This window comes from Caldanaerobacter sp. (assembly GCF_049701115.1).
GTDB lineage: Bacteria > Bacillota > Thermoanaerobacteria > Thermoanaerobacterales > Thermoanaerobacteraceae > Thermoanaerobacter.
Window position 1 is genome coordinate 232,037 of record NZ_JBNATX010000001.1, and the last position, 14,128, is coordinate 246,164.

General features: G+C 39.3%; 13 protein-coding genes and 1 pseudogene. All 14 read right to left on the reverse strand.

Annotated features, from left to right (window positions below):
• Positions 1-34 precede the first annotated feature (34 nt).
• The gene (locus ACPLVE_RS01335) at positions 35-286 is read right to left on the reverse strand and encodes an IreB family regulatory phosphoprotein (RefSeq protein WP_424609170.1); all 252 of its coding nucleotides are present in this window, start codon (positions 284-286) and stop codon (positions 35-37) included.
• A gap of 45 nt (positions 287-331) precedes the next feature.
• On the reverse strand, positions 332-2,968 hold the full coding sequence (gene alaS, locus ACPLVE_RS01340; protein WP_424609131.1) for an alanine--tRNA ligase: 2,637 nt from the start codon (positions 2,966-2,968) through the stop codon (positions 332-334).
• A 113-nt stretch (positions 2,969-3,081) separates the two neighbouring features.
• Positions 3,082-4,107, reverse strand: coding sequence for an AI-2E family transporter (locus ACPLVE_RS01345; RefSeq protein ID WP_424609172.1), 1,026 nt, complete (start codon positions 4,105-4,107; stop codon positions 3,082-3,084).
• Positions 4,098-4,262: a hypothetical protein gene (locus tag ACPLVE_RS01350; protein ID WP_169725624.1), complete on the reverse strand. Its 165-nt coding sequence runs from the start codon at positions 4,260-4,262 to the stop codon at positions 4,098-4,100. Before ACPLVE_RS01350 ends, ACPLVE_RS01345 begins: the two co-directional genes overlap by 10 nt.
• An 83-nt stretch (positions 4,263-4,345) precedes the next feature.
• On the reverse strand, positions 4,346-5,440 hold the full coding sequence (gene mnmA / locus ACPLVE_RS01355; protein WP_424609133.1) for a tRNA 2-thiouridine(34) synthase MnmA: 1,095 nt from the start codon (positions 5,438-5,440) through the stop codon (positions 4,346-4,348).
• Positions 5,441-5,470: 30 nt separating this feature from the next.
• Positions 5,471-5,920 (reverse strand): RrF2 family transcriptional regulator, encoded by a 450-nt coding sequence (locus ACPLVE_RS01360; RefSeq protein WP_424609134.1) that lies wholly within the window; start codon positions 5,918-5,920, stop codon positions 5,471-5,473.
• A 102-nt stretch (positions 5,921-6,022) separates the two neighbouring features.
• Positions 6,023-7,087 carry an ornithine racemase Orr gene (gene orr, locus ACPLVE_RS01365; RefSeq protein ID WP_424609136.1) on the reverse strand — a complete coding sequence of 355 codons (1,065 nt, stop codon included), beginning with the start codon at positions 7,085-7,087 and terminating at the stop codon, positions 6,023-6,025.
• Positions 7,088-7,103: 16 nt separating this feature from the next.
• Positions 7,104-8,447 carry a GlmL-related ornithine degradation protein gene (locus ACPLVE_RS01370; protein WP_424609137.1) on the reverse strand — a complete coding sequence of 448 codons (1,344 nt, stop codon included), beginning with the start codon at positions 8,445-8,447 and terminating at the stop codon, positions 7,104-7,106.
• Complete coding sequence (oraE, locus tag ACPLVE_RS01375; protein ID WP_424609139.1) at positions 8,431-10,635, reverse strand: D-ornithine 4,5-aminomutase subunit OraE; 2,205 nt, start codon at positions 10,633-10,635, stop codon at positions 8,431-8,433. The genes ACPLVE_RS01370 and oraE overlap by 17 nt, the downstream gene beginning before the upstream one ends.
• Entirely contained in the window at positions 10,616-10,999 is a 384-nt protein-coding gene (locus ACPLVE_RS01380) for an ornithine aminomutase subunit alpha (protein WP_424609141.1), read from the reverse strand. Before ACPLVE_RS01380 ends, oraE begins: the two co-directional genes overlap by 20 nt.
• The gene (ortB, locus tag ACPLVE_RS01385; RefSeq protein WP_424609143.1) at positions 10,996-12,405 is read right to left on the reverse strand and encodes a 2-amino-4-oxopentanoate thiolase subunit OrtB; all 1,410 of its coding nucleotides are present in this window, start codon (positions 12,403-12,405) and stop codon (positions 10,996-10,998) included. Before ortB ends, ACPLVE_RS01380 begins: the two co-directional genes overlap by 4 nt.
• Positions 12,392-12,703, reverse strand: a complete 312-nt coding sequence (gene ortA, locus ACPLVE_RS01390) for a 2-amino-4-oxopentanoate thiolase subunit OrtA (RefSeq protein ID WP_424609145.1) — start codon at positions 12,701-12,703, stop codon at positions 12,392-12,394. Before ortA ends, ortB begins: the two co-directional genes overlap by 14 nt.
• Positions 12,704-12,706: 3 nt before the next feature.
• The gene (gene ord / locus ACPLVE_RS01395; RefSeq protein ID WP_424609147.1) at positions 12,707-13,747 is read right to left on the reverse strand and encodes a 2,4-diaminopentanoate dehydrogenase; all 1,041 of its coding nucleotides are present in this window, start codon (positions 13,745-13,747) and stop codon (positions 12,707-12,709) included.
• 210 nt (positions 13,748-13,957) lie between these two features.
• Positions 13,958-14,128: pseudogene (locus ACPLVE_RS01400) on the reverse strand (IS5/IS1182 family transposase); the annotation flags it as partial.

Sequence of the window (14,128 nt, forward strand, 5' to 3'; positions counted from 1 at the left end):
TCAAAAAAATGCCCCACACGAGGTGAGGCATTTTTTATTTACTCAAATAACTTTTTAGAAGCTCCTCTACCAGTTCATCTCTTTCTATTTTTCTTATGAGGTTTCTAGCATTTTTGTGACTGGTTATATAAGTAGGGTCCCCGGAAAGAATATAACCAACTATTTGATTTACAGGATCGTATCCTTTTTCTAAAAGAGCTTGATAAACCACTTCTAAGATTTCTTTAACGGATTTTTTATCTTTAGACACGGTGTACTTTATTGTCTGCTCATTTTTTTCAACCAATGGAATCACCTCTGACACTATCATACTCTATTGGGAACCCCTTCGTCAAGACTTTAACTGTTCTTTTACAATTTCAACAGCTTTTTCAAGAGCTTCTTTCACCTTCGAAAGATTTCTACCCGTTCCCTGCGCTATCTCAGCTCTTCCGCCGCCATTTCCTTCCACTATGTTGCAGGTTTCTTTAATGATCGAACCCATATTAAGCCCTCTGTTTACCGCATCTTTTGTAGCCATTCCTACAAACAAGACCTTATCCCTGGAAGCAGAAGCTAAAATCACAGCCGCACTTTTTAGCCTATCTTTAAGAATATCGCCTAAAGTTTTTAAAGCCTCCATATCATAGTCTTCCACTTCCGCAGCCACAACTTTAACTCCGCCTACAGAAATAGCTAAATCTACAAGAGTGTCCGCTAAGATACTTGCAACTTTTGTCTTTAAACTCTCTATTTCCTTTTCTTTGTCTTTCAAAGACTGTTGCAGATTCTCTATCTTTGAAATCACTTCTTTATCCTGTACCTTCAAAAGTTCAGAAACTTTGTCTAATGTTTCCTTTTGTTCATTCAGGTACTTTATCGCCTCTATCCCTGTTAACGCTTCTATTCTCCTCAGTCCGGCTCCTACTGCACTTTCTGATACGATTTTAAAAATTCCTATTTCACTCGTATTTTTTACATGTGTTCCGCCACAAAGTTCCATGCTATAATCGTTGATTCTTACAACCCTCACCTTATCCCCGTATTTCTCTGTAAAAAGAGCTACCGCTCCTTCTTTTAATGCCTCATCGTAATTCTTTTCCTCAACCAGCACAGGAAGCTGTTCATATATCTTTTCATTCACTCTATCCTCGATTCTCTTAATCTCTTCTTTTGTGAGAGCTTGATAGTGAGAAAAATCAAATCTCAATCTATCGGGAGCTACCAGTGACCCAGATTGGTTTACATGTTCTCCCAAAATCTCTTTAAGAGCCTTGTGGAGTAAATGCGTAGCCGTATGGTTTCTCGCAGCACCTTTTCTCTTTGAGACATCAATCTTAGCTACTACTTTATCTCCAACCGAAATTAATCCTCTCTCCACAGTGCCAATGTGTATGAACTTGTCCCCTACCTTTTTGCAGTCATTCACCTTTATTAATGTGTCCTCTCCTTCAATTACCCCGCTATCTCCTACCTGTCCGCCACTTTCAGCATAAAAAGGCGTCACATCTAAAATTATACTTACATCGTCCCCTGCTTCTGCCTGCTCTACTACTTCGTTGTCCTTCACAATAGCTAACACTTTAGCCTCACTTTCATAAACCTCATATCCCACAAACTTCGTAGAAATATCTCCTAAAGTGGAGTATATGTCCTGCTCCCACAGGCTATTGTCTTCTTTTCTGCTGCTTCTAGCTCTTATCCTCTGCTTTTCAAGCTCTTCTTTATATCCTTCCTCATCAATTGTAATGCCTGCTTCTTGCAGTATCTCTTTTGTCAAATCCAAGGGGAAACCATAAGTATCGTAAAGCTTGAAGGCTTTTGCACCTTCTAATACAGTCTTCCCTTGGGCTTTGAGTTCATTTATATAATCCTGTAAGATGGCAAGCCCCTGGTCTACCGTCTCCTTAAACCTCTCTTCTTCCAGCTTTATAATCCTCTTTATATAATCTTTTCTCTCAATTATTTCTGGGTAAGCTCCTCCGTAATTTTCCACAACAGAATCTACTACCTTGTACAGGAAAGCATCATTTAATCCCAAAAGCTTGCCATGCCTTGCTGCTCTTCTGAGAAGTCTTCTTAATACATAACCCCTTCCCTCATTGGAGGGGAGGATTCCATCGGAAATCATAAAGGTGATGCCTCTTATATGGTCCGTTATAACTCTTATAGATACATCCTTTTCCGCATCTTTGCCGTACTCTACCTCTGCGAGGTCTGAGATAAAGTCGCGAATGCCTCTTATCACGTCCACATCAAAAATTGTATCTACTCCCTGCATTATTGCAGCTATCCTCTCAAGCCCCATTCCTGTATCTATATTGGGATTGGGAAGTCTGTGATAATTGCCTTGCTCATCTTTGTTGAACTGAGTGAAAACTAAGTTCCAAAATTCCACATACCTGTCGCAATCATCACACCCAATTCCGCAATCAGGTTTGCCACATCCTTTCTCTTCTCCCCTGTCAAAATAAATCTCTGAACAGGGTCCGCAAGGCCCTGTACCTATCTCCCAGAAATTATCTTCTTTGCCCATTCTAACTATTCTTTCTGGTGGCAAGCCCACTATTTTATTCCATATTTCAAAAGCTTCATCGTCCTCTTCATAAATAGTAACCCAAAGCCTGTCAACAGGAAGCTTCAAAACTTCTGTAACAAACTCCCAAGCCCATGGAATAGCCTCTTTTTTAAAATAATCTCCAAAAGAGAAATTACCAAGCATCTCAAAGAAAGTGGCATGCCTCGCCGTTTTCCCTACCCTTTCAATATCGGGAGTCCTTATACACCTCTGACAAGTAGTGATTCTCTTGCTCGGTGGTGTTTCTTTACCAGTAAAATAGGGTTTTAAAGGCGCCATACCAGAATTTATTAAGAGCAAACTTTTATCATTTTTGGGAACTAATGAAAAACTTGGAAGTCTTAAATGTCCTTTACTCTCAAAAAAACTCAAAAACTTTTCCCTGATCTCATTCATCCCGAGCTTTTCCATAAAATCCTCCCCTTTTATACAATAAAACCGTCCCTAACAAGCAGGGGGACGGCTTGACCCCTTGTTTTTGAGTATATTATACAAGATTGAAAAAAACAAGTCAATAATGGCATTTATTTGTCTAAAAAAATTTCTGTAAAAACTTCCTTTAAAATTGCCGCAACAGGTACAGAAAATAAAAGTCCCCATATTCCAAAAAACTCTTCTCCCAAAATGAGGACAAAGATTACTGTAACAGGATGTAAACCAACACTATCTCCCATCACTTTAGGAGTCACAAACACATTTTCAACTTGCTGAATGAAAAGGCAGATAGCAAAAGCCCACAAACCTTTAAAAATTGAATCCATAAAGCCAATCGCAACGGCTGGAACGATAGAAAGAATCGGCCCAATATACGGAATTATATTTAAAATACCTGCTATCACTCCCAACAAAAAAGCATATCTTACTTTTACGAGAGCTAACCCTAAACCTGTAAGCGCTCCTACAAAAATAGACAAATAAACTTGCGCTCTCAAGTATTTGCTCAATATCCTGTCCACCTTGAAAAGAAGAATGAAAAACCTATCTCTATATATAGGCGGAATCAAATTTTCAAACTCTTTTAAAAAAACCCCTTTATCCTTCAAAAAATAGAAGGTAAGAATTGGAATAATTATGAGCTCAGTAAAACCCTTCAACATGCTAATTGTTGATTTAAAAAACGCATCAACAAAAGAAGCCATTCCCGCAGTTAGTGAATTTAGATTCCTTTCTATGGCGTTTTCAATATCGGGCGGAAGGTTAGAAAGGTAGAGGAATTTAAAGTTATTTAAAATAAAATTCAATTCTTTAATATACTCTGGGAGCATTTTCACAAAAGAGGTTAGTTCCCCTATCAAAATAGGAAAAACATAATAAGAAAAAACCAAAATTACTGCTGCCACCAGTAAAAACACCATTAATATAGAAAAAGTCACTGTAAAACCTTTTGAATTAAAATATCTTACAAATGGATGTAAAAGATAAGCTATAAGCATAGAAACAAAAAAAGGGGAAAGTATGCTTTTGATACTCGCCCAGTTTTTTATGAAAATATAAAAAATCCCTAATACAATCAAAAACCATATAATGTAGACCTTGTTTTTCATCTCAATTTTATCTGTTTAACTGCCCTCCACACTTTTGAAAAATTTTTTTCAAACATGTCCTTGTAACGCCTGTACTTTTTAAGGTCCATCTTTGGAATTACATAAGCTGCAGCTATAACTCCTGCCAAAAATCCTTTTAAATACTTATCTCTGTTGCTCATCCAATCCCTCCTTCTACCTTTCAAAAACTTTTGCTTATTATATTATTCCTCTTCCTAAACAAAAAAATGCACCATAAGGGTGCTCATCTTACTTTTTTCTCAATTATTCCTCCTCCTACTACTACATCGCCATCATAAAATACCACAGATTGTCCGGGAGTTATCGCTCTTTGGGGTCTTAGAAATCTTACCAATACTTTATCATCACCATACGGCTTTATTATCGCCTCATCTTCTTTGGCAGTATACCGTATTTTAGCGGTAACCTTTATCTCTTCTTCCAGTTTTTCTATTGAAATGAAATTGTTGTTTGAAGATATCAGCTCTTTGCCCCAGACATCCTCTTGATGTCCGACAATAACTACATTGTTTTCTGGATCTATGTCCACAACGTACAAAGGCCTGTCGGAAGATAAACCTAAGCCCTTTCTTTGTCCAATTGTATAGTTTATTATTCCTTTGTGATACCCTAAGAAATTGCCGTGGATATCTCTAAATTCTCCCGGTTTTACATCTTTTTTAATCTGTCTTTTTATAAAAGCTTTATAATCATTGTCTGGAATAAAACAAATTTCTTGGCTCTCTCTTTTAGAAGCAACAGGAAGTCCTATTTTTTCAGCTAAAGCCCTCACTTCTTCTTTAGTATAGTTACCCAGGGGGAAAAGTGCGTGTTTTAACTGTTCCTGAGTCAACCGATATAGCATATAGCTCTGGTCTTTTTTAGAGTCTAAGCCCTTTTTTAATAAATACCTTTTTCTGTCCTCATCGTATTCTTTCCTAACATAATGTCCTGTCGCTATATAGTAAGCTCCCAATTCATGGGCTTTTTCTAAAAGGTCTCCAAATTTTATGAGTCTATTACAAAAAACACACGGGTTCGGTGTCCGCCCTTTTAAATATTCGTCAATAAAATATTTGACAATTTTATCATAAAAAACTTCACTCAAATTGACAGTATAATGTGGGATTCCTAAAATCTCAGCAACTTTTTTTGCATCATGTATTGCTTTTAAAGAGCAACAGCTTTTGTCATCGTCTTGAGCTTTGCTGTAAGGGTCTACCCAAACTCTCATTGTCACTCCTATAACTTCAAATCCCTGCTCTTTTAAAAGATATGCAGTAACTGAGCTATCCACTCCTCCGCTCATTCCAACTACGACTTTATTGTTTGCCTCCATGAAACAAAAAAATCCTCCTTTTTGGTCACATTAAATGTAGTACATGAATGCGCTCTTTTGGTTTAACCTCCTGTAATCTTCCACCATGTCTTGCAATGTAATAGAGTCTATAACTTTATTTATACTGTCTCTTATTCTCTCCATAACGAGTTTTGTAGGACAGCCTCCTGCTCTGCTACATTCAAATGGTGTATCTTCCACTACGCAATCTGCAGGGGCAAGAGAACCTTCTAGAGTTCTTATCACATCTCCTACAGTTATTTTATCCGGTGGAGCCGCTAACATATACCCTCCTTGAGCACCTCTTACGCTTTTTACAAGCTCTGCTTTTCTCAAAATAGCCATGAGTTGTTCTAAATAGTGTTCAGAAAGCCCCTCGTTTTCTGCGATAGTTTTTAAAGAAATAGGTCCCTCCCCGTAGTATAGGGCTAATTCAAACATAGCTTGTATCCCATATCTTCCCTTTGTAGAAAGCTTCATAGTTCCTCACCCCTGAATTCCTACTATATCACTCGGATTTCAATAAAAAGCATACCATGTAACAAAATTATTGTCAACACAAAAAGAGGCGTATACCTCTTTTTACGCCTCTTCAATGATTTTTTCCACATATTCTGAAGTAGAGCAAGACAGAATTCCTCCATATCTCAGCTTAAACTTCACTACATCCCCAACTTTGTAAGGATAATCGCAATTGGTCACATTCACAATCAGATGGTCACTGCTTGAGCCAATTAACTCTATACAGCTTTCTACAGGAATCAAATCGTTAATATTGACATCCTGCCTGCCAATTCCCAATATGGCCCTTTTCATTATACCTCTATCTACATAAACTTGCCTTTCACCAAAGGCATCCATGCCTAAAATTCCCCTTGGATAAGAGGGTTTTTCTTTAAGCTCCACTATCTGAGCCTCCAGAGTGAACACATCATCATAAGTGTGAGGAATCCTATCCCCAAAAGCGGTTTCCCTACCTAAAACGATTGCCTCTCCTATTCTCAGCTGATTGATGCCACGAGGAATAAGTCCGTTCTGAACAAGATACAAGCTGCTCGAATTACCCCCCGAAACTATGTCTAATTTTTGACCGAATTTTTTCTCAATGGCCTCCTTTACTTCGATAAGTTCTTCCAGTATATCAGGGGTAGGAATAACAGAACCATAGCAGGTCAAATTAGTTCCAATACCTCTTAACCTCACTCCTTTGAGTTCTAGTATCTCTTCAGCAACTGAAAGGGCATCTTCTTTTAACACTCCCTCTCTTAAATCCCCTAAATCTATCATGAGTATTATATCATGTATTTTGCCTTGCCTTATAGCCTCTTCTGATAAATTCTTAATTGTGCTTATTTCTGAATTTAAACTTATATCAGCGTATTTTACAACCTCTTCCACTTCGCTTTCCATTGGAATCCGAAGAAGCATTTTAGGCACAGGTATGTGCTGCAATTTTTTTAAATTCTTTATCCTGGAATCTCCTAACATGTCTACTCCAGCTTTCACAAGTTCTTCAGCCACTTTGGGAATAGCACAAAAAACTTTTGTGACCCCCACTACTTTTATATTTCTTTTTCTACACAGTTCAACAATAATATGGGCATTGTGGCGAAGCTTTTCTAAATTTATTCTCAATAAAGGATACATCTATCTTCCCTCACTTTTAAATTCCAAGGCTATTTTTCAGCAGTCTCAAAGCCTCTTCAGGGTATTTTTTAGATAAAACTCCGCAGGCCGCCATGATATAATCTCTGTCAATTAAAACTTTTGCTGAAGAAGGAGGATAGAGCTCCTTCCCAGGAGCTTTGTCATTTATGTTTTTGAGCAGTTCCTCTGAACCCTCAAGCCGCGTAAAGATTCCTCCAGTTCCTATAATCCACTTTACTGCTGTTAAATCTCTACCTTCAACATAAAAAGTCTTTCCCGTAGGTCCAAAATAGCTGACCATTTTGCCAGCATGGCGCTTTACTGCTATTTCTACAGCTTTAGCTGCAAGAAAGAGAACAAATTCCTTCTCTTCATCTGTTGCTGGAACTGGCTTTATGTTTTTTATAAGTTCTTCAGCATTTGGAAATTTTTTATAAACTTCCTCTCCCCAGAGTTCAAAAAGATTTCTAGAGTTTACAAATACCCCTAAGTCTCCTTCTACAGTCCTTTTGGCCAAGGGTTCCGGACTTACCGTCATCTTTTGTATCTCTTCGCTTCCTTCTGTAACAGAGTGGACATCTGTAGTGGCTCCTCCTATATCCAATGCCATAAGGTCTCCTATTTCATTGTAAAGCAGTATGCAGGCTTCCATCACTGCTCCTGGAGTCGGAATTATATTGCCTGTGACCAATTCTTTTACCCTGGTCATCCCTGGAGCCGTGACGATGTGCTTTTCAAAAACCTGTTGTATCATTTTCCTTGTAGGTTCAACATTCAGTTTATCAATGGACGGATAGACGTTGTCTACAATGTACACTTCTTGACCTGCTTCTTTGAAGATATAAGCTATTTCTTCCCTGTTCTCTATGTTTCCAGCGTATATTACAGGCACGTTCAGTTTCAGTTCTGCCAACTTTTCGCCATTATAAAGGGCTGTCTCTCTGTCCCCGTAATCCACTCCTCCTGCCAAAAGTATTATATTAGGTTTAATCTCTTTTATTTTTTCTAAATCAGTCCTCCTTAATTTCCCCGCAGTTATAAGCTTTATATTGGCACCTGCTCCTAAAGCCGCTTCTTTTGCTGCTCTTACAGTCATGTCATAGACAAGACCGTGGACAGTCATTTTAAGCCCGCCTGCAGCGCTACTGCAGGCGAGCATTTCTTTGTACTCAAAATCCCCTATTTTACCTTTCAAATCTTCAATGGCGGCTTTAAGTCCAACATTTACATCTCCTTCTAGCACAGTAGTAGGTGCCATGCCCTGTCCTAGAAAGCTTGGTATGCTCCCTAAATTAAAAGCATTTACAGTTGTAGTTGTACTTCCAATCTCAGCTACCAGAACATCAACCGTCCTTTTCATTTTCCATTTCCCTTCTCCTTTTAACTAAAAAGCTCGCTACCTGATTTCCTTTTGTGCCCCTGCCAAATCCAGCATCAAATCCTACGCTTTTAGCCAAATCATTTGTAATCTGCGTTCCTCCCCCTACCAGTATCACTCTGTCTCTTATGCCCTTTTCTACACACAGGTCGTGTACCTTTTTCATGTTTTTGATGTGCACATCGTCATGCGTTATTATGGTGCTCACCAAAATAGCATCAGCGTTTTCTTCTATTGCCGCATCTACAAGCTTTTCTACAGGAACCGAGGTACCCAAGTATACCACTTTTATGCCGTATTTCTCAATTCCCCCGTGCTTTATATCCAGGATTTCCCTCAAACCGACAGAGTGCTCGTCATTTCCTACTGTTGCCGCTACAACCTTCATTGGTTTTCTCTTTATGTCTTCTTCTATCTCCTCATCTGAAAGTATCTTCTCCTCAGGCGGAATCACCAACTCATTCTTATCAATGGCAAACTGAACACGACCCCTTATTTCCACATATGTCCCTTCAGCAGGGTGCATTGGAAGCTTACTTAAAACTGCTATATCAGTAAGCCCTAATTTTTCAGCGTATTTAATAGCAGCATATTCTGCAGTCCTCTCATCCACAGGCAAGAAGAGGTTCATGCTTATTATGCCATCTCCAGCCCATTCAACTTCCGGTTTTATCTTGTCCCCTTTTCTGTATTCGTAAGTCTCTTTTAACCTATTGTGCACATTGTCAGTTTCGTCCAGTTCGTCTATATATTGAATTTTCTCTCTTTTACACAAAGTACATCCATCTATCAAATCACAAGGCTTGTTGAGGCCTTCCGGCAGGTTGTTGTACCCGAAATGAGAGCATACAGGGGCCATGTAGTCCTTATCTCTCTTATACACTGTGCCAGCTCCAATTCCTCCGTTTATACTCCTTAAAATGCCATCCCCATTTCTCTCAGGATAATAGCCAGAATCTACAAAAAATCCTGCTTCCACTGCTTTAAAATATCCACCGACTTCTAATATTTCCTCCATGAAAAGAATTGCTCTCATTTTGAGTTCCCTTACTTTTTTCCCTAATTCCCCGTCAAAATTGAGTTTCACCATTTCCTTAAGGCCATCCATTCCAATTAATGCCTGTTTGGCCGTATTTATAGCGTTTATATTGTTGTAATGCCAGGGAACGTTTCTTCCCTCATCGGGAGTAATTGTACTTTGGATGTCAGCAGATGTCAAGCGGGATATTAAAAGGTTTAAAACATGTGTAACTGTCGCCTCTCTCGTATCGTGTTCAATGTATTTGGTATTCATTTGCGCCCTTATCTTGTAATTTTTGAAAAGCTGCCTCAAAGCTACCGCATAGGGGAGGTCAAGTCTTATACAGGGTGCTGGCGGAGCATCTGGTGGTACACTAGATAAAGCTATGTTCTCAGGCTTCATCCCCACTTTCACAGAATACATGGTATTTATAGCGTGCTGCACCAAAAGTTCTGGCATTACTTTCCATCCATATTTTGCAGTCGCATTTGCGTTGTGAGCTCCGTCAATTTGGAGCATGTCAGCATCTGCCATAATCTTTTTGGCGACTGCCGCATCCACAAAAGAGCGAACCATATTTACATTTCTATACAAAACATTATACTGTGGGTCCTGATGAGCGCCGTTTACTCCTTCTTCTGCGAACATTACAGCTATTTCAGGCCCTGCAATTCCACTGACATATGAATGGAAATTTATAGGTCTTCCTACTTCATCCTCAATCAAATCAAGAGCCTTTCGCGTTGCCCTAACTTGTTTGCGGGTAATTGGGACTCCTCCTACTCCTTCAGGAGTTCCTTCTATCAATCCATCAAAATGGCTCTGCCCCAAAGTCCTTATCACCATTATGTGGTCTGCACCATGCCACGCAGCCATCCTCATTCGCCTTATGTCGTCTTCAAATCTTCCTGAAGCAATTTCAGTGGTTATCACACAGTCTGGTTGTGGGTCAATATTTCCAAAATGCTTTGCAGCAGGCAGTGGAATGCTGTTTTTTAAAGGCTCAGAGACCTGGTAATACTCAAAATCTCCGATTTTACGCCTTCCTACCCCTTCCCTCCAGTGCCATCCCCTTCTTCTGGGAACATACTTGTCAAGGTCTTTTAAAATCTCTTCTATGTCAATCTTTTTATTTGGCTCCAGTTTCATTCGTCCTTACCTCCCTTGCAATCTCATCTAATACATCTATATACTGCCCATTTGCAAGGCCCCTCCCTGCCGTGAGATAGTCAGTTTTTGCTCTTTCTGCCACCTTGAGTACTATGTGCCCTGCTCCTTTCGGAAGAAGGCCTCTTTCCTCAATTCTATTGACAATCTCTTTGGCTTCAATGCTGGAAAATCCCATCCTCAAAAGTACAGACCTTTCAATAGAAGGAGAAGTGTGATAATAAGCAAGCTCAATCAAAGGATCCACAATTTTCTCCGCCAATTCCCAAAAATAAGCATCCAATTCCTCATCTGTCATGTGTTGAAGATGCTTACTTCTCACTTCAAAATCGTCTTCTCTCCTCATACTAACCCTCCATTCTTTAATTCTTCAATCGTCTCCCTCACAAAATCCTCATCAGACTTTGTATCCTCGGCTAAAAACTTTATATCTTCTTCATTTGGCATTCCAAAATGCTGGATGCAATTTCTAATGTAAGATTTCTTTAAATTATCAAGTTTGACTTCCCTCGCTTTGACCATCGAAGGATGTTCAGGAAGAATTATGTTTTTACCTGGCACTTCCTCATCAGGATTCCCTACGAGCACCTTTATTCCATTTTGCTTAGCAAAAGTCAGCTGAGCAGTTGGGTTTTTACCTGCCCCAGTGTATTCTGTCTCCTGTACAACTATTATCTGGTCATTTTCCATCTGCTGTGCCAGGCTAAAAGCTGCAGCTAGCGAGGTATTACCTGCAGGTCCTCTTTCTAACCCTTCTAACTGTGCAAGAAGTTCCGTCATGTAAAATACTTCTCCCTGCTTTACCAGATAATATCCGTCCATGTATCTTAACGGTCTTGCAGCATTTCTTGGAACATCTGCCCTATCCGGCCATGTTGCAAAAGGTATGCCAAAACCCGTATGCCCTGTGGTAAAGGACTTCCTGTTAAAATGAGTATCTGAAGCCATGTGTAGCCCCGTCAAATCAACGCTCACTCCGTACACCTTCGTATCTAAAGCTCCTGCCTTTATAAGACCTCTTGCAGTACCTGTCAAGTTTCCTCCCCCTGCATGAGTCACAACCACTACATCAGGAAATTTGCCTGTTCTCTCTTTTACTTGATTTGCTATCTCATACCCTAACGTTTCAATACCTGCAATCCCAAAAGGCGTGTAAAGAGAAGCGTTAAAGTATCCTGTCTCCTCTAAAAGCATTAAGTTTACATAAAATAATTCCGGTCCAACTGTTAGCTGTACAACCTCTGCGCCAAAGGTCTCGCATTTTCTCCCTTTTTCTAGGATTTCCGGCTGACCTATACCTCTGCTGTCATATGCCTCTTGTACCACAATGCACTTTAGACCTTTCATTGCCGCTTGAGAGGCAACTGCCGCACCGTAATTTCCGCTTGTAGCCGCTATGACTCCTTTATAACCGTGCTTTTTCGCATGATACACAGAAACGCTAGCCCTTCTTTCCTTAAAACTTCCCGAAGGATTGCAGGCTTCATCTTTAATAAAAATTCTGGCAGCTTTGCCTGTTGGTGATATTTTTCTTGCAAGCTCCGTCAGATTTTTTAATTCTATTAAAGGAGTATTACCCACATTTGCTTCTCTTTGTATTTCAACTATCTCTTCTAAACTGTAACCTGTCTCTTTCATCATTCGCTCGTAATCAAAAGCAATACTGCCTGATTCAAATCTTTCATAGTCTATTCCTAGAGATTTTTTCATAATCTCATTTTTCCTCGCCATTATCTCCTTATACCTGCTCATTGTTTTCACCGCCATACAATATTTCTCTTGCCTTCATGCCAGCCTTTATAAGTTCCGGAACTGGATCTCCAAAGTCGTGAATGTGTCGCGGATTTTCTTCTACTAAAATTCCTTCTACCACTCTTCCTGTAAATGTTTTGATTTTCGCTTTTTGGCCAATTTCAGCATCTTCCATAAGTATGCCCTTCACCCACATGGTAAGAGGTGTCTTCTTAGTATCTTCTGGGATATTTTCAGCCCTCTCGTGGGGTTCAAGGACAATCTGCTTTATTTTGACCCAATCTCCCTTTTTAGCCATATTTTACTTCCTCCTTATCATATCCCTTGCATCTCCCATAATAGCTCTCGGAACGGGCAAATCAAGCATTGTGACAAGCCCTGGCTCTGCATTTATTACATGGGGTATCATGTTTACACAAATGGCTATGGTTCCAATCCCACCAGGGATTTCAGGCTTTATAGATAGTTTTATATTAGGCGTTCCCTTGATTTCTATGTAATCCCCTGTATCTACTCCTTCCTTTTCGGGCTGTATTTGTTGAGGATGTTCTAAAACTATTTTTACCTCTCCATCCACTTTGCCATAACCTATCTGACGACATCCAGCAACATATCCTGGTTCGACTCTTGCATAAGGGGTTTCTCTGTGAGTTTTAGAAATTATTGGTTCTCTCACCTGCTCTATTTCTGATAATTCCCATCCTATGGCTTTGCTAATCATTGTAATCGATTCAGGAAAACCTATATGTCCGGCAACAGTACCCTTTCTAACTCCTTCTTCAAATTCCTCCGGAGTAAGCCCCACCCCTTGTTCCTCCATAACTGCCCTACCAAAGGGAGATAAATCATTTATTCTGGAAGCGTTAATCGAATCAACTTCCATGCAAACTCCCGTTAAAGCTACTATCAAATAGTCCAGTACAAATCCAGGATTTATCCCTGTCCCCAACACTGTCACACCGTTTTCTTTTGCAAGCCTGTCAATTTCATCTGCCAGGTCAGGATGCTGAGCCCAAGGATATGCCATCTCCTCAGCGGTAGTTATAACATTTATACCGTTTTCAACAGCTTTTTTTATTAACGGAAAAACCTTTTCTACATATGAAGACGTTGCAATTAAAACTACATCAGCACTCCCTTTTTTTATAACATCATCGGGATTTGAGGTAACGTATACGGGTTTAGAATTTGTACCTAAAAGCTCATTTAAATCTTTCCCGATTTTGTTAGGGTCAGTGTCAATAGCACCTACAATTTCCATTCCTTTTTTGGAAAGAATCATCTTTGCAATACCGCTTCCCATCGCTCCAAGGCCCCACACAATCACTTTTATATTTTCCATTCTATCACCTCAATAAAATTTTTCTTCTAATCTTATTGTATACATTTACTTTGCCTAAATAAAAGCCTTTCTAATAATCAAAAAACGGAGAAAACCAGAAAAAAATTTGGTTTTTCTCCGTTTTACTAAAGTATGCCTCAGTATGTTTCGATTTTCTAAATTTTTTGGAAACTTAAACAATTCCCCTTATATTTATTCATCATCATAAAATTAAAAATCCTGCCGTAGGCAGGATTTCAGTTTGTTGACAAAGAAAAATTTAAGCCCCTGTTTTCTTAGTACCGAAAGCAGGGGCTGTATATATCTGGATAAAATTTTCTTTAAAACTCCAAATAATGGATAAAGTTTTGAAATGTCAAAGGGCCCTTTACCCTTCCTCCA

Excerpts from the sequence above, each read along its gene's own strand:
- alaS (WP_424609131.1), bottom strand. The coding sequence starts at position 2,968 with ATGGAAAAGCTCGGGATGAATGAGATCAGGGAAAAGTTTTTGAGTTTT.
- ACPLVE_RS01350 (WP_169725624.1), bottom strand. The coding sequence starts at position 4,262 with ATGAGCAACAGAGATAAGTATTTAAAAGGATTTTTGGCAGGAGTTATA.
- mnmA (WP_424609133.1), bottom strand. The coding sequence starts at position 5,440 with ATGGAGGCAAACAATAAAGTCGTAGTTGGAATGAGCGGAGGAGTGGAT.
- ACPLVE_RS01360 (WP_424609134.1), bottom strand. The coding sequence starts at position 5,920 with ATGAAGCTTTCTACAAAGGGAAGATATGGGATACAAGCTATGTTTGAA.
- orr (WP_424609136.1), bottom strand. The coding sequence starts at position 7,087 with ATGTATCCTTTATTGAGAATAAATTTAGAAAAGCTTCGCCACAATGCC.
- ACPLVE_RS01370 (WP_424609137.1), bottom strand. The coding sequence starts at position 8,447 with ATGAAAAGGACGGTTGATGTTCTGGTAGCTGAGATTGGAAGTACAACT.
- oraE (WP_424609139.1), bottom strand. The coding sequence starts at position 10,635 with ATGAAACTGGAGCCAAATAAAAAGATTGACATAGAAGAGATTTTAAAA.
- ACPLVE_RS01380 (WP_424609141.1), bottom strand. The coding sequence starts at position 10,999 with ATGAGGAGAGAAGACGATTTTGAAGTGAGAAGTAAGCATCTTCAACAC.
- ortB (WP_424609143.1), bottom strand. The coding sequence starts at position 12,405 with ATGAGCAGGTATAAGGAGATAATGGCGAGGAAAAATGAGATTATGAAA.
- ortA (WP_424609145.1), bottom strand. The coding sequence starts at position 12,703 with ATGGCTAAAAAGGGAGATTGGGTCAAAATAAAGCAGATTGTCCTTGAA.
- ord (WP_424609147.1), bottom strand. The coding sequence starts at position 13,747 with ATGGAAAATATAAAAGTGATTGTGTGGGGCCTTGGAGCGATGGGAAGC.